The organism is Sphingobacterium sp. UGAL515B_05 (genome assembly GCF_033097525.1).
Classification (GTDB): domain Bacteria; phylum Bacteroidota; class Bacteroidia; order Sphingobacteriales; family Sphingobacteriaceae; genus Sphingobacterium.
In genome coordinates, this window is the sequence record NZ_CP109907.1 from 4,343,238 (window position 1) to 4,363,695 (window position 20,458).

Annotated in this window: 25 protein-coding genes; 13 read left to right on the forward strand and 12 right to left on the reverse strand. The window is 37.4% G+C overall.

Annotated features, from left to right (window positions below; genetic code table 11):
* Positions 1-189 precede the first annotated feature (189 nt).
* Positions 190-1,191, reverse strand: a complete 1,002-nt coding sequence (locus OK025_RS17760; RefSeq protein ID WP_317665797.1) for an aldo/keto reductase — start codon at positions 1,189-1,191, stop codon at positions 190-192.
* Positions 1,192-1,273: 82 nt separating this feature from the next.
* Positions 1,274-2,182, reverse strand: coding sequence for a helix-turn-helix transcriptional regulator (locus OK025_RS17765; RefSeq protein ID WP_317665799.1), 909 nt, complete (start codon positions 2,180-2,182; stop codon positions 1,274-1,276).
* A 180-nt stretch (positions 2,183-2,362) separates the two neighbouring features.
* Here OK025_RS17765 and arsC point away from each other — a divergent pair, with 180 nt between their 5' ends.
* Entirely contained in the window at positions 2,363-2,713 is a 351-nt protein-coding gene (gene arsC / locus OK025_RS17770) for an arsenate reductase (glutaredoxin) (protein ID WP_317665801.1), read from the forward strand.
* Positions 2,714-3,140: 427 nt separating this feature from the next.
* On the opposite strand, the gene OK025_RS17775 is transcribed toward arsC, so the two are convergent.
* From OK025_RS17775 to OK025_RS17790, 4 genes are all read right to left on the reverse strand, one after another.
* Entirely contained in the window at positions 3,141-3,353 is a 213-nt protein-coding gene (locus OK025_RS17775; RefSeq protein WP_317665802.1) for a hypothetical protein, read from the reverse strand.
* Positions 3,354-3,393: 40 nt separating this feature from the next.
* On the reverse strand, positions 3,394-4,020 hold the full coding sequence (locus OK025_RS17780; protein ID WP_317665804.1) for a hypothetical protein: 627 nt from the start codon (positions 4,018-4,020) through the stop codon (positions 3,394-3,396).
* Between the two features lie 167 nt (positions 4,021-4,187).
* A complete protein-coding gene (locus tag OK025_RS17785) occupies positions 4,188-4,745 on the reverse strand; it encodes a DinB family protein (protein ID WP_317665805.1) in 558 nt (185 codons plus the stop codon).
* A gap of 51 nt (positions 4,746-4,796) precedes the next feature.
* A complete protein-coding gene (locus OK025_RS17790; RefSeq protein WP_317665807.1) occupies positions 4,797-5,321 on the reverse strand; it encodes a Crp/Fnr family transcriptional regulator in 525 nt (174 codons plus the stop codon).
* A gap of 224 nt (positions 5,322-5,545) precedes the next feature.
* Between OK025_RS17790 and OK025_RS17795 the strand changes: the two genes are divergently transcribed.
* From OK025_RS17795 to OK025_RS17820, 6 genes are all read left to right on the forward strand, one after another.
* Entirely contained in the window at positions 5,546-6,199 is a 654-nt protein-coding gene (locus OK025_RS17795) for a hypothetical protein (RefSeq protein WP_317665809.1), read from the forward strand.
* Positions 6,200-6,232: 33 nt separating this feature from the next.
* Positions 6,233-6,991 carry a DUF1266 domain-containing protein gene (locus OK025_RS17800; protein ID WP_317665811.1) on the forward strand — a complete coding sequence of 253 codons (759 nt, stop codon included), beginning with the start codon at positions 6,233-6,235 and terminating at the stop codon, positions 6,989-6,991.
* A complete protein-coding gene (locus OK025_RS17805; protein WP_317665813.1) occupies positions 6,972-7,169 on the forward strand; it encodes a hypothetical protein in 198 nt (65 codons plus the stop codon). The genes OK025_RS17800 and OK025_RS17805 overlap by 20 nt, the downstream gene beginning before the upstream one ends.
* Before the next feature lie 17 nt (positions 7,170-7,186).
* Positions 7,187-7,681, forward strand: a complete 495-nt coding sequence (locus tag OK025_RS17810; protein WP_317665815.1) for a hypothetical protein — start codon at positions 7,187-7,189, stop codon at positions 7,679-7,681.
* Between the two features lie 211 nt (positions 7,682-7,892).
* Positions 7,893-9,095: a PHB depolymerase family esterase gene (locus OK025_RS17815; protein WP_317665817.1), complete on the forward strand. Its 1,203-nt coding sequence runs from the start codon at positions 7,893-7,895 to the stop codon at positions 9,093-9,095.
* A gap of 112 nt (positions 9,096-9,207) precedes the next feature.
* The gene (locus tag OK025_RS17820) at positions 9,208-9,648 is read left to right on the forward strand and encodes a hypothetical protein (protein WP_317665819.1); all 441 of its coding nucleotides are present in this window, start codon (positions 9,208-9,210) and stop codon (positions 9,646-9,648) included.
* A 134-nt stretch (positions 9,649-9,782) separates the two neighbouring features.
* Here OK025_RS17820 and OK025_RS17825 read toward each other — a convergent pair whose 3' ends face one another.
* Positions 9,783-10,229 (reverse strand): hypothetical protein, encoded by a 447-nt coding sequence (locus OK025_RS17825; RefSeq protein ID WP_317665820.1) that lies wholly within the window; start codon positions 10,227-10,229, stop codon positions 9,783-9,785.
* A gap of 307 nt (positions 10,230-10,536) precedes the next feature.
* Here OK025_RS17825 and OK025_RS17830 point away from each other — a divergent pair, with 307 nt between their 5' ends.
* The gene (locus tag OK025_RS17830) at positions 10,537-10,971 is read left to right on the forward strand and encodes an SRPBCC domain-containing protein (protein WP_317665822.1); all 435 of its coding nucleotides are present in this window, start codon (positions 10,537-10,539) and stop codon (positions 10,969-10,971) included.
* A 45-nt stretch (positions 10,972-11,016) separates the two neighbouring features.
* Positions 11,017-11,802, forward strand: coding sequence for an alpha/beta hydrolase (locus OK025_RS17835; protein ID WP_317665823.1), 786 nt, complete (start codon positions 11,017-11,019; stop codon positions 11,800-11,802).
* A gap of 34 nt (positions 11,803-11,836) precedes the next feature.
* Here the strand turns inward: OK025_RS17835 and OK025_RS17840 are convergent, their stop codons facing one another.
* Complete coding sequence (locus OK025_RS17840; RefSeq protein WP_075994862.1) at positions 11,837-12,037, reverse strand: YqaE/Pmp3 family membrane protein; 201 nt, start codon at positions 12,035-12,037, stop codon at positions 11,837-11,839.
* Between the two features lie 286 nt (positions 12,038-12,323).
* Here OK025_RS17840 and OK025_RS17845 point away from each other — a divergent pair, with 286 nt between their 5' ends.
* Positions 12,324-12,527 (forward strand): hypothetical protein, encoded by a 204-nt coding sequence (locus OK025_RS17845; RefSeq protein WP_317665825.1) that lies wholly within the window; start codon positions 12,324-12,326, stop codon positions 12,525-12,527.
* Between the two features lie 111 nt (positions 12,528-12,638).
* Here OK025_RS17845 and OK025_RS17850 read toward each other — a convergent pair whose 3' ends face one another.
* Positions 12,639-13,184 carry a hypothetical protein gene (locus OK025_RS17850; protein ID WP_317665827.1) on the reverse strand — a complete coding sequence of 182 codons (546 nt, stop codon included), beginning with the start codon at positions 13,182-13,184 and terminating at the stop codon, positions 12,639-12,641.
* A gap of 247 nt (positions 13,185-13,431) precedes the next feature.
* On the opposite strand from OK025_RS17850, the gene OK025_RS17855 reads away from it, so the two are divergent.
* Entirely contained in the window at positions 13,432-13,878 is a 447-nt protein-coding gene (locus OK025_RS17855; protein ID WP_088162061.1) for a GNAT family N-acetyltransferase, read from the forward strand.
* Between the two features lie 232 nt (positions 13,879-14,110).
* On the opposite strand, the gene OK025_RS17860 is transcribed toward OK025_RS17855, so the two are convergent.
* Complete coding sequence (locus tag OK025_RS17860; RefSeq protein WP_317665829.1) at positions 14,111-15,310, reverse strand: transglutaminase-like domain-containing protein; 1,200 nt, start codon at positions 15,308-15,310, stop codon at positions 14,111-14,113.
* 445 nt (positions 15,311-15,755) lie between these two features.
* Between OK025_RS17860 and OK025_RS17865 the strand changes: the two genes are divergently transcribed.
* Complete coding sequence (locus OK025_RS17865; protein ID WP_317665831.1) at positions 15,756-16,553, forward strand: hypothetical protein; 798 nt, start codon at positions 15,756-15,758, stop codon at positions 16,551-16,553.
* A 105-nt stretch (positions 16,554-16,658) separates the two neighbouring features.
* Entirely contained in the window at positions 16,659-17,798 is a 1,140-nt protein-coding gene (locus OK025_RS17870) for an acyltransferase (RefSeq protein WP_317665833.1), read from the forward strand.
* 738 nt (positions 17,799-18,536) lie between these two features.
* Here OK025_RS17870 and OK025_RS17875 read toward each other — a convergent pair.
* Both OK025_RS17875 and OK025_RS17880 read right to left on the reverse strand, forming a co-directional pair.
* Entirely contained in the window at positions 18,537-19,220 is a 684-nt protein-coding gene (locus tag OK025_RS17875; RefSeq protein ID WP_317665835.1) for a dihydrodipicolinate reductase C-terminal domain-containing protein, read from the reverse strand.
* 140 nt (positions 19,221-19,360) lie between these two features.
* On the reverse strand, positions 19,361-20,416 hold the full coding sequence (locus OK025_RS17880; protein WP_317665836.1) for an SDR family oxidoreductase: 1,056 nt from the start codon (positions 20,414-20,416) through the stop codon (positions 19,361-19,363).
* Positions 20,417-20,458 lie beyond the last annotated feature (42 nt).

Genomic DNA, 20,458 nt, shown 5'->3' on the forward strand with positions numbered 1-20,458 from the left:
CTTAAATGTCCGGATTAAATATTTGGGCGTCATTTGCCTGTTTTTCCGTTCAAAAAAAGTGGAACAGGACTTGGTGTTCGTCTCTGTTCATACAGCACATCATGACAGCCTAACAAGGACGGATGAGATGAGAACAATATTAGAGATTATAAGTGGTGGCGGCAAGCCACTCATAATCTCAAAAATGGATTAATGGTTGACTAAAGCCATAGCACCTTCACTGTATCGCGCTCCGATATTGGGGTATTTATGAAGTATTTCATCTATTTTTTTTAAATCATCATTCGATAATTGTAAATCAAGGGCACCAACATTTTCCTCCAGGTATTTTCTTTTTTTAGTTCCAGGAATAGGAATGATGTCATTTCCCTGTGCCAGCACCCACGCTAAAGCGAGTTGTATAGGACTACAGTTTTTATCTTTTGCCAGTAGGGAGAAGTCGGCGACTAAATGTGCATTGTTCAATGCATGTTCACCTTGATTACGAGGGAGGGTTCTTCTAAAGTCGTCCGAAGCAAGATCTTCTAAATTTAAAGAATTGGAAAATAATCCACGCGCTAGAGGCGCGTAGGGAATTAAACTTATCCCCAATTGCCGTACGGTCTGTAAGATTTCTTTTTCTACATCACGTGTAAGGAGCGAATACTCACTCTGTAAGGCAGTTATAGGGTGTACCGCATTTGCTTTAATGATTGAGGCGGGAGATGCTTCGCTTAAGCCCAAATACCTTACTTTTCCTTCTTTAACCAATTCTGCCATAGCGCCTACGGTGTCTTCGATCGGAATATTGGGATCTACGCGGTGTGCATAATAAAGGTCTATCGTATCGATTCTAAGGCGTTTTAAACTTTTTTCCACCGCTAGTTTTATCCATTCGGGCGAGCCATCAAAATAGGTGTTTGCCGTACCACTTGGACCTGCTATTTCATCTTTAAAGCGAAACCCAAATTTTGTTGCAATAAAAACTTTGTCACGGTTGGGAACAAGCACCTTTGAAATAAGTTCCTCATTGGCACCGTTGCCGTACATATCCGCGGTATCCCAAAAATTAATGCCGAGGTCCAATGCTCGTTCCAATGTCGCAATACTCTCTTTTTCGTCCGTAGGTCCGTAAGCAAAGCTCATTCCCATACAACCTAACCCAATCGCAGAGAGTTTTTCATTTGTTGTTCCAAGATTTCTATATTTCATAATGATTACATTTTGTTCAATACAAAAATACATATGGAATAAACGAAGCGAGTTAAGACAATCAAACAGATTGTTATACAATTCAAACAGTACTGCTTCGGACTTGGTTTGGAGACATCCCGGTTTGCTTTTTGAAGAAATTGGTAAAATAGGATGGATATTCAAATCCTAGACTGTAGGCAATATCCGATACATTCCAATTGGTATGCAACAACAAAGCTTTGGCTTCTTGGGCCACTCGGTTAGCAATATGTGCACTGGTGGTTTTGCCTGTTGTTTCTTTTACCGACCTGTTGAGGTGATTGATATGAACCGAAAGCGCATGCGCATAATCTGCGGGGCTTTTCAACTGCAGGCTAAGCTGAAGGGTATTGATTGGAAATTGTCTTTCTAATAGCTCAAGAAATAGTCCTGATACCCTGGTTGATGCATTGGTATAAGATCCAAAACTCGCTGCTGGACTTGATTTCATCGTTTCATGAATGAGAAGATGTAGATAACTTCGCAACATATCGTCTTTATGGATATAGCTCGAGTTCATTTCAACCATCATCTTTTGGAAGATGGTTGAAATTTCTGCTAATTGTGTTTCATCTGGAAAATAAATCGGGTTGCTGCCTATTTTGAACAGGGGAGAGTCTTTTAGACTTTCTATCCGTTCACTATGCTGTATAAATTCCTCTGTAAATACACAATACCATCCGGATTGTTCTGAGGATTCGGGTTCCCAAGCATATGGAACAACCGGGTTCGCAAATAACATGGCAGGTCTATCGATTTGTATCCACTTATCTGCGTAATATAGTTTTCCACGGCCTATGATAAGGGAGGTTTTATAAAAATCACGACGATTATATGGAGATACAACGGTACAAGATTCTCTGCTAAAAACATTGAAATGCCCAATTCCCGTATTATTTAATGGCAAATCCAGATGAGTTAAACCTGGTTGTCGTTTGTAAAAATCTGTTACACTTTCGGCTGATTTCATACTACTAAATTAAAAAAAGAGAAACAATCCTACGTCATCAATGGATCAGTTTCTCAAAAATGCAATCCCGTTTTTTATATAACGCACTTTTATTTGAATCGTTTGTGATTTTGTTACTATTTTTGAGGGTATCCAATAATTGATTTTTTATTACAAGGATATCCTTTACATATTGCGACCATGATTAAAATTTATCATAATAAAAATTGTAGTAAGAGTTGTAATGCATTGGAGTTGCTACAGCATCATGCTGTGGATATAGAAGTACAGGAGTATTTAAATGATGTTCCGACGAGAAACCAATTGATTGAATTATTGGGTCAACTTGCTTTAAAACCTTTGGAACTTATCCGAAAAGGTGAATCGGTCTTTCAGGAAAAATTCCAAAATCTTTACTTGACAGATGAGCAATGGATCGATGTGATGCTGGCGTATCCGATCTTGATTGAGCGCCCTATCGTTGTAAAGGACGGTGCAGCAGTAATTGGTCGACCTATTGAAAAAGTTTTAGCACTCATTGATGCTAAGTGATGATGCTGGCTTGATTGTTGTGTTTTCAATTGTATGAAACATTTTTTGAATATAGCTGCAGCCGTGTTGGAGGTACTTAAATTTTTTTTCTAATCACTAATTTTGGCTTTTTTTTGAACGGTTAAAGATATCTCCTATGATATTATTTTAATCGACATGATTTAGTGGGTTATTCTTTTAAAGAGGCTATTTATGCTTACACCGACTTTATCAGGGTCTTGTTGGTGTATCCCATGGCTGTATCCTGGTAAAAGAATCAGTTCACAATTGTTGTTTTGTTTGATTAGATTTGCATAATGTTTGATTCGAAGCTGATCATAGGCATCAAACCAAAATCTATCATTTATTCCCAATTTACTGTTCATTTCTTTTTCATACCGCTCGATAGGTCGATTGTAGGCGATGAAAACGGTAACAGGGACATTTTTTAGCAGCAGTAAATCGGCATATTCTCTAAAAAATTGTTTCCGCTCATGCCGATGCCACTTTCAAAGATGACGATTGGCTCGTTGGCTTTTCTTTTTTCCAACCCCTTTACCAAATAGAATGTTCGAATACCTTTAATATTGGTCATCTCCTGTGCATACGTTTGTATGACCATAATGGAAACAAAGAATAGCATGATCGTCCAGGTTTTCATATTTATTTTAAAGCTCAAATGAAAGGATGAATTTTTGCATTTACCGTTTATTTATTAGCGCTGCAATATGTTCTTTGAGGCCATCGGTTGATTGTAGTCCAATGTCTGAAAATTGATAATCATTGAGCATAAATTGGTGGAAAGTATCCTGTTCCAACAATATGGTTCTACCTTTTGAAAGGTTGTAGATTTTAGTGTTAATTACGCTAATATCATGGTTTTCTTGCGTAAATGCGATAAAATCAATACGATAATCATCCCGTATTAAGGTGCCCTGGCCAAAATAGTCGGGGTGGTTTCTTGAGACATTTCCAGCGTAAATTTTATTCGTTTGAGCTAAAGTCATCATAGATTCCTGCGGGGTTAATTTAACGACAATATTGCAGAAAGAATAATATTCCTTGTCATGAGGAGATTTGGTTACGCTAAATGTGTAAATAATATAATTATCTGCTCCGACCGATAATGAGTCTACGACTACTTTGGTTCCTAAATCCTGATAGGGTTTGACGTGGAAGTTGAAATTTTGTAGCGGTAAAATGTTGGCCTGCGGAGGTACGTTAGTATTATCTTTTTCGAGAAAATAGTTTGAATCTTTTACTTGTCCAAAACTATTTTGAGTAAAGCAAATCAAGAAGACGATCCATATTCCTAAAATTCTATGCATTTTTTTTATTTTATTGGTTATCTGATGCTGTCTAAAATAAATACATAATCTGTATCATGGTACGATTATTCGGTCAATATGGGGTTTGCCTCGGTTAGTCAATATTATTTGTCGGTAAGCCCAAATGCTTTTGGTGTATATGCTGTAGGATTCTTTAGGTCCCTATTTTAATGTGTTGTAGTTAACGACAAGATATTCTTTATTTGTACAATGTGTCTGGTATTATGATGAATAATAAAGCGAAATATATCTCCTAAACGGAGCTGTATCCAGCTGCTAAAAGATAGCCTAATACGAATTTTGGTTAGATCTTTCGACCTTGCCTTACCGAGTAGATGAAGTAGTCTATTTTGCTGTTCTAAAAAAACTGGAATCGGTTCGGTGCTCTGAATAAGATTTCTGGGATCCATTTTTCGAAAAGTTTTCATCTTTTTTTTCTTATCACTTGGTAAAATAGAATTAGCAAAATAATTTCCTAAAAAACCGCTTTTGAAATCAACATTGTAGCCAAGATTGCTTTCGGATATTCTTTTTGTGATTTCAGGTAAATAGAAACTTCCGTACAGATTCAGGTGCTGTATGCATTCGAGGATATTCCAGGACCCTTCATGAGGTCTTTTATGTAATGTCTCCTGAGAAAGGGCTTCTAGGGAATTGACAAATGACATCTGTTCATGTACCTGCTTTTCCAGTTGATCAAGTAGTTCTAATGATTTACATTTCATCTTTTTTTTGATAAAATACTCGAAAATAAATTGGAAAAAAATTGATTTAACTCAAGATTTACTGATTCTTGATAAAGTTTCGGGACTCATTCTAAGATAATTGGCGATATACTTATTCGGAATTAGTTGAAACAATCTAGAATTTCGTTTAATGAGTCTCTCATACCTGTTTTTTGGGGATTCCAGCAATAGATCTTGTTCTCTTTCAAGCTGCTGTAACACCAACTGTTCCAATATAGTGATATATAATTTTGTGTTTTCTGAAGAGGAATAGATAAAATTCATAAAATCTTCCTTTTCGGCGATTAGCATATCTGTTTTCTTTATTGCCTGAATTGCATAATCCGAGTAGCTACCATGAATAAAAGAATCCATAGCTACAATGAGATCTCCATCATATCCAAAGCGAATAATCTGTTCATGATCTTCCTGAAAAATAGAAATTTTGATGCTGCCTTTTTTTATGAAATAAATTTTTGAATCAATCGAACCATTCATTTTGATGTATTCGTTCCTCCTAAAAGAAATTTCCTTTTTAAAGATGCGAGGTGATATGAGATCGAACAGCTTATGCATACACGTTGGATTTAATTGAATCATTAAAGGTCTTCGAAATTAGCGATTGTATTGCTGTTTTCAAATATTGATTATTGAGCTACAAATATCGCCAAGTTTTGACCTAATATGGGTTCCAGATTTACCGGTTGAATAATTATGTGCAGATTTACGGTATTAAATGAAAACATGGAATTTGTTTTCACGATTTTACAGATTTAAATACTTCATTAAATAATTTTAGTTTGAAAAGAGTCTTCGTTATCCTGTCCATTTTGCTGGTTTCATTTTTAATAGCAGCATTTTTTATCAAAGTCAATAAGAGGGAAACCTTGCTCTATAAGATACAGCAGTGGGTTACCTACGATACAGCAGATTGGGAAAATTATGAACACAATAAACTGCTACTTGCCGCTGGGTCTACCGAAGTAACGACGACTGAAGTGGCAGCTGTAGAAGATGAAGATGATCTATACCCGGTTGATACAAATCGCATATCGCCAGAATTTAGGGCTTTAGAAATCGAAAAAATTAGAAAGTCAGATTTTGGACAATTAGTAATAGCGAAGTTACCACCGGATCATGAGGATGCACAAATCGCATTAATTCATCTCACGAATCGTAAATTGACCGATGTGATAATCAATCAGAAGATTAATATCAAAGTTGGAACTTGTTTTGAAAACCCAAAAACAGCAGGTAATTATCGTTGCGTGAGTTGTATGATTTTACTTTACAATCGAGCGAAGAAAAGTTGGGTGGAGGCTCCAAACGGTGAAAATTTCCTGAAAAATGCCTATGATTTTTACCAGGCGTCTGAAGGAGATATTTGGCAAGCACGCGACTTGTCCATGAGAATCCCTTATGATTATGCGCTTGTGGAAAAATATAGTAAGTAAGATTTCTTTTAAGTAGTTAATATCAATACCGTTATGTTTAAATTTTTAAGAGAATTATTGAATACGGCAAAGGAAGGTGTGCATGAAGCCAAAGATGAACTTACTTTGAAAGCCGAAGAGGAAAAAAGGGCGGGGAGTTTAGCAAATGATAACAATATACTTCTGGATATTCCTTATGAAGAACAGTTTGGTAATGCATTAGGAGCTGCATTTAGAGTCATTGTTTTTGGGGACTGGTTTACGGTATTCGGAAGTACGGGAGATGATGGAAGTTATCCGATTCACTTATATCAATTTGGAAATTATCCCAAAATTGATCAATATAGAAGTGATTTTATCAAATTGTTAAAAAGAGATTTTGGTATAATAGATACAGACAGCTGTCTTGAATTGTTGAGTTCATATTTTACATTACTTGGAATAGAAAAGACAGGGACCGCATTGGAAGGAAAAAACAGCAAGATCGATACAGCCGTTTGGGATATCTCCAAAGTAGGGGTAAATGCCTTTGTTGTTGCTGTAGCAAGTCATATTACGACATCCGCAACGGACGTTGGATATCTATCAAAACCTGTGGCATTAGATGTTCTCAAAAAGTTGTCAGTATATGCGAAAAAGCATTTTAGTGATTGGTTGCTATTTTCCGATCAATTTATGGAAGGAGAAGATCAAGTTGGGTTAAATAGTAAAATTGGGAAATCTTACTTGAAAAGGTATATTGGATATCTTAAAGAAAAGAAAGGAAGTCCCTGGAATAATGTCGCATGGTGGAATGGTAATCATTCCGTCTGAGTGTTATCCCATGTGGCCTTCACATCCACTACATTTTACGGCTTTGGATTTGCGCTATCAATTGGAACAACAAATCGCTCAGAAAGAACTCCGAGACCATAGCTATCTCGAAGGATTGGATGCTATCGAGAAAGATGAAGGGGAAATTCCTATGTTCTATCTGATTTGTGTCAGTTAATTTTTTTTGCGAAATAAATGAATTCTAAAGGCATTGTTTTGGTTATCAGTTGTGTGTTGATCGTTGTCGTGTTGACAGAAGTCTATAAGAAAAATGTAGCTGAAAATTATTTATACGGTGTTAAAAAAAGCTATGAGATGAATGATCATTTTGAAACAGATAAATTAAGAAAACTGTCGTCACGACCCTTTCTATTTGGTATAGAAGATAATCTGTTAAGTGACGAAGATTATTTTTTTGATGAAAATTATTTTTATGCTGTCGCTCGAAAAGACGGGGCAGGTAGATCCTTTAGGTTAGTGGATATTATTGAACTTCGTAGGACATCGACTCAAATTAATAATCACTATATCTGGCAAGTTGTCGTTCAATTGGATAGTAAGGGACAGTCCATTTTCAGTTTTACGCATAACTATTCCCTCTGGAATAGAAATTTCTATGTTTTTTATCAAAAAATACGAGAATTAAATCCACATGCAATCAAATCAAAATGGAGTTTGTGGACGATGTAATTTTATGAATTAGGAAACTGGGTGTGCCTTCGCTTATCCCCATCCGATGATTATTCACCGATGATTTTCTTTGTTTCACCGAAATAGATTAAGAGAAGTCCGTATTGCCATCTATATTTAAGACGTTTGAACAATTCGTGTTCGAGATCTAATTAGATTACTTTGGTTCGATATTTAATTTTTATAATTGAGATTTTATAAAGACTTTCAGATGATGAGTACGTTAATTAAGGCTGGTTCCCTTGTGTTTGTGTTTTGTTTCGTAATTGCAATTGGGAGGTCTCAGTCTCAGATTCCACAAGCGAAGATGCATTTGGTTAAAATGTCATCCTATTCACTATTAATGGAAAGTGCGGGGAAAAATTTGAAGGATAAGCGTTACCAGGCCGCTCTAAACGATTTTAAAGCTGCTTTTATACAGAAAGATTCGGTGGGTAAATACGATTATGCGAATGCGATGGTGGCAGCGGCTAATGTAGACAGTGTGGACTTGGCAATAGCGTGGTTTGAGGAAGGAATTAAGCTGGGACTTGGAATAACTGATGATGAGTACCGGTATTTTTCATCGGCCGAGGAATTTCAAAATTTAAAACAACAAAGTGCCTATCAAAATCAATTGGATCGGCTATCATTAAAGGTAGCTCAGTTGAAAAAGCAACAAGCTGAGGCTAAACGTGAGTGGTTAAAAAAGATTCAACACAATAGTTCAAGGGGGGCAGGTGAGGTGGTCAAATCAGGTTTTGCTTTATATTGGAATCAAATGGGCGATAGTCTTGTACCCTATTTGGTCTATCTACCTGCGAAGCTTAAAGATAAAAACAACGTAAGAGCTATCGTCTACTTACATGGTGGCGTCTCAAGTGTCACTGAGTTCCAGTTCGCGGACCCAAGTGTAGCGGACGAGCCGATTTTTAAATTGGCAGATCGTATGGGATTTGTTGTAATTTATCCCTTTGGAAAAAAATCGTACGGTTGGGTACGACAACGTCCTGCCTTTCAACAGGTGTTAGCAATTACCGAAGAAGTCAAACTTAACTATTCACTGGATAGCAAAGAAATTTACCTTGGTGGAATGTCTAATGGTGGTACAGCCGTTTATTGGTTTGCCGCCCAAAGTAATACACCATTTAGTGCCTTCTTCACATTATCTGCCGATTGTGAACTCGTTATTGAGCCGATCGATTGGGAACGGTTACACAGCGATAGACCAATATATTCTTTTCACACGGCTGACGATACAATCTATCCAATAGCGAAGGTCAGTGCTGTCTACGCTAGCCGAAAATCATCGGCTTGGTATCTTCGGACACTGAAGGCTGGTGGCCATGGGTTCATTTACGACCCCGTGAAAGGAAATGAATTATTCATGCAGTGTATTACTGAAATGCTGGAGGGCGTTCATAGGGCAAGATAACCGATAAAGCGGTAGGGTTGTAAAGAATCCAATTTCAACGGTTGGATATATAGAAAAAGAAAAATGGCTAAAACTGTAATCTAATTGCTTTTGTTATCTTAAGTAAAACGTTATGGGTAAATTACGATTATTGATCATGAATGTGTTGATAGTTTTTTTTTACGGAGCTTGTCAATTACCTCAGCGCCCGCCACAATCCAGTACAAATGAATCTAAGCGCAAGGCAGAAGAATTACCTTCTAACGTAACTTTTTTTGGTGGTGGAAGATCTAAGGAAATGAATATGGTATCAGGGAAAACGGATACTATTTTTATTTCAGTCCATCAGGCGGATTCGGTTCTTATCAAAATAAAAACTCCCACGGATACAGCCAATGTACGAATTAGTCAGCTTTTTCTGCCCAATGGTTCGGCTGATGGCCCCTTTGGCCAAGAACTTGCCTATAGATTTAAAGATGTTGGCCAATATCATATTACTGTGAATGAGAATAAAATGGTAGGGAATCATTACTCAGGGCCATATGTAGTGCAAATTGTGCCAATAGTTCAATAGTGCACTTGAAATAATAGAATAGAACAATAGTTATTCCAAGTGAAATGGATTCAGAATAACTATTGTCGCATTCAGAAATTTATTACAGCAGCCCTTCTGCTAGTATAGGATTAAAACGAGATCTTCTTTCTAGGCTACTCAACATCACCTGTGTACTTAATCGTATTATCCACGTAAAGAGCTGATTTTTTAGCATCATATTTATAGTTATCCTTTTGATAAATGTCGTTTTCGACTTTATCCAGGATAATGTTTTTTTTACTGTCATCAGGTAAAAATAATTCTACCTTTGATTTATCCTCGCTAAGGACAACAAAGGCACTAATGACAGCTTTCCCTTCTTCTTTCTCCGTTGGATTCAGGCGTAAGCCAACATTAAAGACCTGGATACATCCTTGTTTGATCTCACTCCAAGTTTGTCCCGCTGCGACTAAACAACCGTGCTCATCCTTGCTGCCGCCGATCGATGGAGTTGCTTCCTTGCTTTGATCAGTTGTTTCTTTTGATTCGCTGTTCTTGGGAGCATTGTTACAGGCTGTAAAAGTAACAAGGCTCATGACTATAAATGCTAATTTTCTCATTTGAATCGGTTTTTTATATGTTCTCTCATGTTCACACAATAAATATACCATAGTCTTCTGTTTATTCATTAATCGACTTATTACGGTAGGCTTTCATCCTTTTCTTAAATATAGAGTGAAGCTCCGCTGTATAGCAGAAAAATGTGTGTAGCGTAAATCAATATTGTCATAGGACAAGTCGAATTTCTGTATAGTTTATTAATATTGTGGTGCCGCTCGATGCAATCATTTATCTCAATATATTGAACGGAATGATTTTAAGCCAGTGTAGATAGACAAAAGTATTCTTATCATTTATAAACATCGTATGAAACATAAAGATCGTCCTGTCAAAAATTTGGTTTCGGTTATTTTAGTTGAAAAGCCACTAGCCCATGTTTGGAAATACTGGAATGATGCTGATGCAATTATGCAATGGAATATTCCATTTGACGATTGGCACTGTCCTGCTGTTCATATTGACTTTAGGGAAGGCGGGATGTTTAATTTTAGAATGGAGCAAAAAAATAGCCGGGAGGGATTTGATTATGTAGGCGTTTACGATGAGATTATTTGGATGGAATACATTGGAAGTATCAGTGGAGGGAGAACCTGTGTTGTTGAATTTCAGGCGATTGATAACAATACGATTATCCGGGAAACTTTCGAGCCTGATACATTTACACCTTTGGAACTACAACAGTCTTTTACCGATGGGGTCTTGTTAAGTTTTAAAAAATTTATAGAAAACAAATCGCTGTAGAAGCGTGTTGCTACTGACAGAAATATAGACTTTATAGGATAAATTATGCGTGAAATAGAATCGAAAAGCGGTTATGCACCTGCAAATGGAATAAAACTTTACTACGAAATATTCGGCACAGGAGAGCCTTTAGTATTGATTCATGGCGGAGGTTCCTCTGGCTACACTGATTTTGAAGAGACAGTAAAAAGATTGCATGATCAGTACCAGTTGATTGTGATAGACCTGCAAAATCATGGAAGATCCGAACACAGAACCACTCCCGAAACCTTCGAGCAGGATGCGAAAGATATTTCGGCTGTTCTTGACTTCTTTTATATTGAAAAAGCTTCATTTTTCGGTTTTAGCAATGGAGCGACAACACTTTTGAAATTTGTGACGATGTATCCGGACAAGGTGGAAAAGCTGATTGCTGCATCGGGAAATACCAAAAGAGAGGGGCTTTTAGATGGTTTTTTTGAAAGTATGGAAGCTTCAACGATCAACGATATACCGCCTTCTCTCAAAGAAAATTTTATGAAGCTGAACCCAGATCCAGAGAAATTTCGAAATATGTATGAAAAAGATAGCCAGCGCATGATAAACTTTAAAGACTTCGAAACGGAATCCTTAAGCCTTTTGACCTGCCCGGTATTTTTGATAGGTGGAGACCAAGATGTTGTAAAAACGACACATCTAGCTGCCATGCAACAGCAGATTCCTCATGCTCGACTACTTATTTTACCGGCTAATCATGGGAACTATATGATGGCTGATTTTAATGGCGATGTAAATGACCAACTGATCGATTTTACACTAGGACAAATACAGCATTTTTTGGCACCCAATTGATCACTGTTCAATCGAATAAGCTCGCGCCCAAGGTTTATCGATAATTACGCATATTACGTTCCATCTTACGTATGCGCTGTTCGTTTTTTCCGTCAACACGAGATGCAACCGCCCAAATGGCTGCGGGTATCCAACCCAGTATAGTCATCTGTAGGATCAAACAGAGAATGCCACTTAGAATCTTACCGCGTAAGAAAAACGATAACCAAGGAAGTAAGACTGCTATTAATATCATAAATAATAGGGTTATAAACATTAAAATACAAAAGTACGGTATTCACCATTAAAAATCGCGAATAATATCAACTAAAGCAAATTAAATTATTTTTTGTCTGTTTGTAATGTATTGATATTTAATGTGTAATGGTTTTTTCGTTGCTAGAATAGGGAAATGTTAAGAAAACTTAAAATATGCCTTCCGACGGATGATTTTTAAAATTTTGAGGAGGTGTGGCACCAATGTTGATGTTCCCCTGTCGAATATTTTAGATGCAGATTACATAGAATAAATGACGGAAAACATGGGAAACAACAATAGTGTTATTGAAAATTTAGACAGCAAATATCGTGGATATCTAGAGGATGAGGGGAAATGGCTCAATGAAGGTTTTAAGAATATTTTCATCGATGGGGTACCGAGTAAAGAAAACCTGAAAACATCGGTTTATCTTATGTTACCACAAGAGATCAGAGAATATGTTGATCAATTGTTACTCAACGATTGATTATAACATTATAGGAATAAGTAATTCAAAGTAAAAGTTTACTAGAATCAGTTTTTTCTGATTTTAGTAAGCTTTACTTGTTTAAACGGGAGAGGGCAGACCACGTCTCCATTAAATGCCATATTCTTTCACGGTTTGGCAAATTTGCTCTTTTTGTTTTCGGCTTAATACGTTCAACATGGTAAGGATTTCTCTACCTTGAAAAGTCTCAAGCTCAAGTCTAGGCCCCAACCAATTGCTTTCAATAATACGGATATTAACGATTTGAATGTAGGGCACGAATACCAGCGCATCCAAATCTGCTAAAGCCCACATACTCCCGGTCTTCTTTTTAATCCGTTTAAAATACAATCCTTTTTTATCTGTCCGGGCTCGGATGACCTTCATGTTGCTCTTTAGAAGAAGGAAGCCGCCGATAATAAAAGATAAGTGGAGTAACAGCATAAATAATGAAACTAAAAAGCGAAATACGTCTTTAAAGTCAAGTACCATGGCACTGAAATTCTCTTTAAATGAATCATTCGGATGATAACCGATGAAACATGTAGATATCCCCATTAAAATCAAGATACTACCGATGATAATGGATCGCCAATTGGGTAGGTAATAATTTATAAAGGTTTCACTGTCTGTGGCTGCTAATTTTCTCCTTTTCATATCTAAATATAGGGGCCTTATAAATTGACCGTATAGAAGACTTACAATTCGTTCAAAAGCATTTATAATTCGATAACTATTGTTATAAAGGCATGAAGTCTGTTTTTGAAATTATTATGAACTTGTTTATTGGTCGCGTCGAAATCCATGTTACCGAAGATTGGACCACTGCACATCTGCGATCTGGATGAGGTCGATACGAAAGAGTTGCGATACATTTGCACTATAAATCAAACTATTTAATGAAATGAATTATAACATTAGAAAGGCAAGTCTTGAGGATCTTGATCAAGCAGCGGCGTTATTCAATCTTTATCGAATTTTCTACAGACAGGAATCGGATTTGGAAAAAGCCAAAGAATTTTTGAGGGAGCGATTTTTGTACGGAGAGTCAGAAATCTTTTTGGCAATTCAGGGCGAACAAGCTGTTGGTTTTGTTCAGCTTTATAAATTGTTTCATTATACTAAATTGCAGCGACAGTGGTTGTTGAGTGATCTATTTGTGCATCCTGATCATCGGAGTAAAGGTCTTTCGGTTCGGCTTATCGATCGTAGTAAAGTCTGGTGCGAAGAGACCGGGGCTTGTGGTCTGATGCTTGAGACCGAGAAAACAAATGTTATCGGTAATAGTCTTTATCCCAGGTGTGGATTTGAATACGACGGCATGCATAACTATTATCATTGGTGGCGATAACCTTAACTGGATCGCCAGGGCACTTCTGCGCCTGGCGATCCAGTTGGCTACTTGGATTCATCAATTCAGTGTGTCCACTGCGTATTTAAATCTGGATTAAGATTTTGAATCCGTGCTATCACTTCATCACTCACTGTTTTGTCAAAAATATTTTTCATAATTTAATGCTAATTGGTTTTCAGGTTGCTGGAACTTTGGTTGGGGATGATAACGTACGAAATAATAATCTATATTAATTGAAGTATAATATCACATTTAAAGGCTCATCTTTTACAGTTACTCTCTTTTCGGTAGGCCCATTTTTATTGCTGTACCTCAAGGTATAAGACTGGTTTTTTTTCACGATAAATGTTAAATAATCATTCGCATCCTGCAGTTTAGTTGCGGTCGAACCACCGCCAATTTGATCATTTCCTTGAAAGATATCCACATTGCATTTTGTTCTGCCTTCCGGTTGACATTGATCGTTACTAAGATACATGGTTACGTTTAGACGGGTGTAAGATTTGTCGTTCAATTGTTGGCTATATTGCTGATTGAATAGATCAATATACCGCTGGGAAACATTATCTGCATATACTTCTGTTTCGCTCCATGCTGGGAATGAGGTAGCTGCCGGTTTGTAGGAAGCCGCATAAATGGAATGTTCCTTGCTATTCGGATCGGCTTTCCCTGCGTCGGCCAAAAACCAGCTGTAATTTAGGTCTTTGTCCGGATAATATTCAGTAAAATACCATTTACCATTCATCCATACCTCGACCCAACTGTGGTTACCACGATTGTCATGCCAGTTTGGTGTACCTGCAATCCGGGCCGGTATACCTACTGATCGCAATGCATCGATCAATAAAATGGATAATCCGGTACAAGATGCCATCCCTTGGCTTATCGATTCAGATGGATTTTGATCTGCTTTTTTTCGTTGGGTATTGTAATCGACTTTTACTTCATCTCTGATATTCTTATTTATGGCTACAATGGCATCTTTTATCGTTTTGCTATTTGTTACATATTTTGAGAAACGATCGTAGAAATCACCACGCCAGTCGTCTAGATCTTCAGAAAATACACGATAGGGCAATACCTCATTTAGAAAAATAGAATCTGGAATTTCCTTAGCCCAGGAAAATGTTGATCTTGCCTGGTAAGCCTTTTCAATATTATGGATAAGATGATCACTCTTAATCGTCGTCAAATCATTCTTAGGCATATAAGCTATGAGAAAAGCCGCACCTTCACGCATTTCTTTTGGCAGTTTCGCTAGTACTTTTTCCAATTCATTACGATTCATGCCGGCAGCTTTTAGTGCATTTTTGACCGGTTTTTGATACTGACCTGGTAAAGAGGAAAGCTTGAAATCTTGTGCAGATGCTTTGAAAAAAATGGCTGTAGATAAACAGCAGAAAACTAAAGAAAATACCTTTTTAAACATAATATACGCTTGCTTGTTCTTTATCTATTTAAATTAACACAATTTGTATATTTCAAACATAGATAAATTGATTTTTATATGCAAAAATACGTTTTATAGTCTGACTCGTAACTTAGAAGCCCAATTTACATAATTTCTTCTTTGACAGCCAATGAGCCTCTGTTCTAGCCCGATAGCTACCTGCATTGGGACAGAGCCGTATCACAGTCCCTGTGAATCCGAGATGAATCCGACATTCTTTTGGAGTGACAGCCCTCTATTAAGGTGGACTCAACGTGGACCCAACGCGAACGAAGTACAACGATGTACTTTTGGATTGCGCTGCACTTCTAAAAAGTCAAAAGGTGTTAATCCCGCACAATTTCATTTGCAAATGAATACAAATTTATTTTAGTTTGAAGATCTTTACGGCAAAGTAAAGATCGTAACCCAAAAAATAATTTGAATGACAATTCCGATGAAGCCGTTTCATTTTCTATATTATAGTGTATGCTGTCTGATCCTTTTATCTGGTATGCTGTATTCCTGTCAATCGCAAAATCCGGATCGGGTGATCCTTGAAAAATTGGATAGAACCTTTAATGCATCCAAATTTTATGGCCCCAAAATAAAAAGGAGCGAAGAGTTGCTGCATGCGGACGTTAAAAGTATGGATAAGAAAGAGTTGAAAGAAGTCTTTGAAACCGCCATATTTAAAAAGGATACGCTTGCTATTTTTAATTCAGAAGGGAGCCTGCCAACGTTATTTTATATCGAGTCTACCGCAGCTTGGGGAACACGGAAATTAAAGCCAGTTAAAGATTTCGGTTATCGTTATACAACTGTTTCTTATAATGAAGAAAAGGATACCGTAGCGATATTATCCGGAGTCTCTTTTCCAGCCTTGACTGTGGCAGAGGATAAAAATGGTGAATTTACTTATCTATATGCACTGAAGTCTTCAAAAAATAAAGATGATTTTCAAAATATTTACAACTATCTACAGAAGACGTTTACAAAATTGATGCTTCAAGATGATGCGGGAAGTGGTATAAAAGGTTGGGAAAATAAAGACTTTTACTATTTTTTGCATAAAAAAAATAGAAGGGAAGAACAGATTTTTTCATTTGGAGAAGATGAAGACGACAAGCCGACGACTACAGACATCACCGATATCCGTTTGGAAATTTATTCTAAAATTTACATCCAAAATATGCAAAAAGAGCAGGTTTACTTACCGGATTATATCCCCATTATCAAATGACAGATGTAGATAATGGGTAACCTGCAAACTTGTTACAAACCTGCATAAGCGAATTTGTTTATATTTACTTCCTTGTAAAAAAATCAATCAAATCGTTTTATTTTTATGTCAGATACTCAAGTACCGACTTCCGCTTATGCAGATACCAAACCACATTATGCTGTACTTGATGGGTTACGAGGGGTCGCAGCTATTACCGTCGTTTGCTTTCATATTTTTGAAGCCTTTGCAACGAGCCATTTAGATCAGCGAATTAATCATGGTTATTTGGCGGTCGACTTTTTCTTTATGCTTTCGGGGTTTGTCGTGGGCTATGCTTATGATGATCGCTGGAAGACGATGACAACAAAAGAATTTATAAAACGAAGAATAATACGTTTACATCCGATGGTTGTTATGGGAGCGATCATTGGAGCAGTTATGTTCTATTTTCAGGGTTGTTCTGTTTGGGATGTGACAAAAGTGACATTTTCTTCGCTGGCAATCGCAACCCTATTGAATGCTTTGTTAATTCCTGCGATTCCGAGGCATGAAGTGAGAGGGCTTGGGGAGATGTTTCCATTAAATGGACCAAGCTGGTCGTTGTTTTTTGAATACATCGGTAATATCTTGTATGCATTGGTCATTCGAAGATTTTCGACCAAAGCATTAGCCGGACTCGTTATTTTATTCGGAATAGGTTTGGCTGCATTTGCGATATTGGGACCCTTGGGAGATATATGTGCTGGTTTTTCACTCACAGGAACAGAATTTACGGCAGGTTCACTTCGTCTTTTATTTTCTTTTACAGCGGGCCTGTTGCTATCGAGGATATTTAAATCTTTACAGATCAAGGGGGCATTTTGGATTTGTAGTTTGATCTTAGTACCTCTTTTGGCTATGCCGCGCATTGGCGGCGCTGAGCATTTATGGATGAATGGTCTGTACGATACATTATGTTGTGTTGTTGTTTTCCCTTTGCTTGTTATTTTAGGAGCATCTGGCAAGGGAGAAAGCGGTATTACAAGTTGGCTTTGCAAGTTTTTAGGCGATATATCCTATCCTTTGTATATGGTACATTATCCTTTTATTTATCTATACTATGCTTGGGTCAAGAATGAAAATCTGAATTTTGAAGAATCTCTGCCGGGAGCAGCAGCTGTTGTCATCGGAAGTATAGTGCTTGCATACGGCTGTTTGAAGTTATACGATATACCCGTACGGCGATATTTGTCAAAACGATTTCTAAGATCAAAAGGGAAATAGCAGTCGGCAAACTAATCCTATATGTATTATAAAATAAAAAGAACACCAATTTATGGTGTTTTTTTGTGCATATTACGTAGGGCAGTAACCTGTACATAGAGAAAATCTTGTCATGTTAAATAACGCTTGAATGTCAGTCTTTTTCAAAAAAAACGTTGTTATATTTCGACGAATAAAATACCAAATAGAAGCCTAAAGGACCTCGGTACACCGTTGGATCTGATTCAAGAATATGATGAGTGGGAGAGTCCATCCACAGCTTTAAGCGTGCGGATTCATAAGGACTAACTGTTTCGATCTTGCCCTTGTAAACTTTGGATACTTTACCTGCACTTACGACGTTGAAATAAATCGAATCGTTATCCTTTATGACAAAATTGTACCTATCGTATTGCCAGTCAGTTTGTTTTCCTGGGAATAGGTCATGTTTTATGTGATAAGTCCCATAATAATCTTCTTTTTTTAAGATTTTTGGGCTAGCGATCCATTGAAAAATTTGAGACAAAGAAAAAAGTAGAAATGCGCCGCCGATGAGAGATAAAATTGCGTAACCAAAGAAGCGTCTTTCTGTGAAAATTCCGCATAACATTAAAATTACCAGCAGTGGTAGAAAAATAAAAACAATGAAAAAATTGGCCCCAAATCCCATTTGATAAATTGTTGTGGCTTCGAAGAAAACCAAATGGATTTTCTTTTACTCCTCTTATAGAAACCTACTATCTAAATTGAAAGTTTTAACTAAAGTAGCCCCATAGCGACCAAATCCAACACCGTATGCCTTCTATTGGCTAATTTATTATTGACACATGCTTCAAGGATTTTTTTGACACCATTTGAATAAGAATCATGTCCGAGGACCTTGGTCTCAATTTTAATTTCATCATTTTTATCTTTGATCACAATCTGATGGTAGGCATGCTTTTCTAAGTAGGCAACGGGAATATTTATTTTATAAGCTTGCGTTTTCGCATCGCGAATGGAGACAACACGCTCATGAGCGACCTGTAAAGAGTTGGCGATATGATAAGCTGTACCTGGTTCAGTATTCTTGGAGGCCTGATGAGACTCTATAATAGATATTTCATAGTCTTTGAAATTATGACCAAATTGTTGAAGCATATGGAGCGTTTTTAGCAAAAGTACGGAGGTATTCGGGCAAATGACAAGTGGAAAAGCAGTCTCAAGCTTTTCGGTCTCTAGCCCCGTCGACAGTTCAATTAATACCGAATCTGTACGTGCACAAAAATCAAGACAATCCTGTAACTCCCGGCCCGATCCGGCATGTATAACAATAGATGGAGATGTCGTTGTAATGGATGGTTGCCAAGGTGAAATTTCAACATTGGGAATGGAATAATCGGCTTCCAGTATTGCGTTTGCAAGTTTTCCTGATCCTACTACAAAGGCTTTTTTTGTATTCATATTGCTTGTTTTATCAAAATATCCGCTATCCTTCTGACTATTAATCAATAAAATGATACCGGATGAATTTGTAATGAAGTAAAGGTTGTGCTTGAGCTAGGTAAGTTACAAAAATAGACGGTAAAATTTAATCTTTGCTATTATGGAATTATTCTTTTTTCACGCATTTCGTCAAAGAGCTGATAAAACATTTGTTCAGTATCGATAAATTCATGGAAACCGAGCCGTCTTGCCTTTGTGCCGTCGGCAAAAAAATCATAATCCCAAGAAAAGACAAAGTCGCCGAAAGGCCAAGCTGAAACCTGCGCATAGTTATAGCTTAATGCATGCTCTTCTTTTAATTTTTGCCATACAGGTTCCTTATCTGCCATCATTGTTTCGAGTGATAGCGGGATCGGGTCAGCACTTTTCATATCAAAATAGGCTGCTAATTTGGGCCATAGTTCCTTCCAGCGGAAGAGATCGCCATTGTTAATGTTGAAGGCTTGATTGGCCGCTTGTGGATTGGTCGAGGCCCATACCGTTGCTTTGGCTAATAGTGTTGAATCGGTCATTTCCATCAATGTCTGAAAAGCGCCAATTTTTCCTGGAAACCGAAGCGGAATACCGAGTTCTTTTGAGATAGAAGCATATACAGCAATGAGCAACGCTAGATTCATCGGATTATTGGGAGCCGTTCCACCAACAACTGACGGACGGATCGCCGACCAAGTCCATTTCTTACCTTGTTGCAGTTGTTCGAGGTATTGCTGTTGGCTGGTATTGAATTCAGGTGGCATATGTCCGGCATCTGATTCTTTGGCCGGCGTCTTGAAAGGACCCAGGTAACCACCGTATACTTTATACCCCTGCATTAAGCTGATGTGTTGAAGATTACCTGCTATTGGTTCCACCACAGTCAAGACATTGCTTAGCATTCTCATATTGGGCTCTACCAGCTCAGCCCAGGTCGGCCTATCCTGATATGCAACATAGTAAATATGAGTCACAGAATCCAAGTTGCCTAGTTTTTTGATACAATCGGCTATATCTAATAAATCTACAGCGATAAAACGAACCTTATTCCGATCATCATTTGTTCGTCGTGATAAACCTATAATTTCCCATTCTTCCGTCTTTTCAAGGTAGTCTATGAGATTGTTGCCTATGACGCCATTGGCGCCCACAACTAAAGCGGTGTTTTTTCTAGTCTTCATCTTTATCTATTATTTATAAGGCCAAAGTTAGTTGGAAGCCTG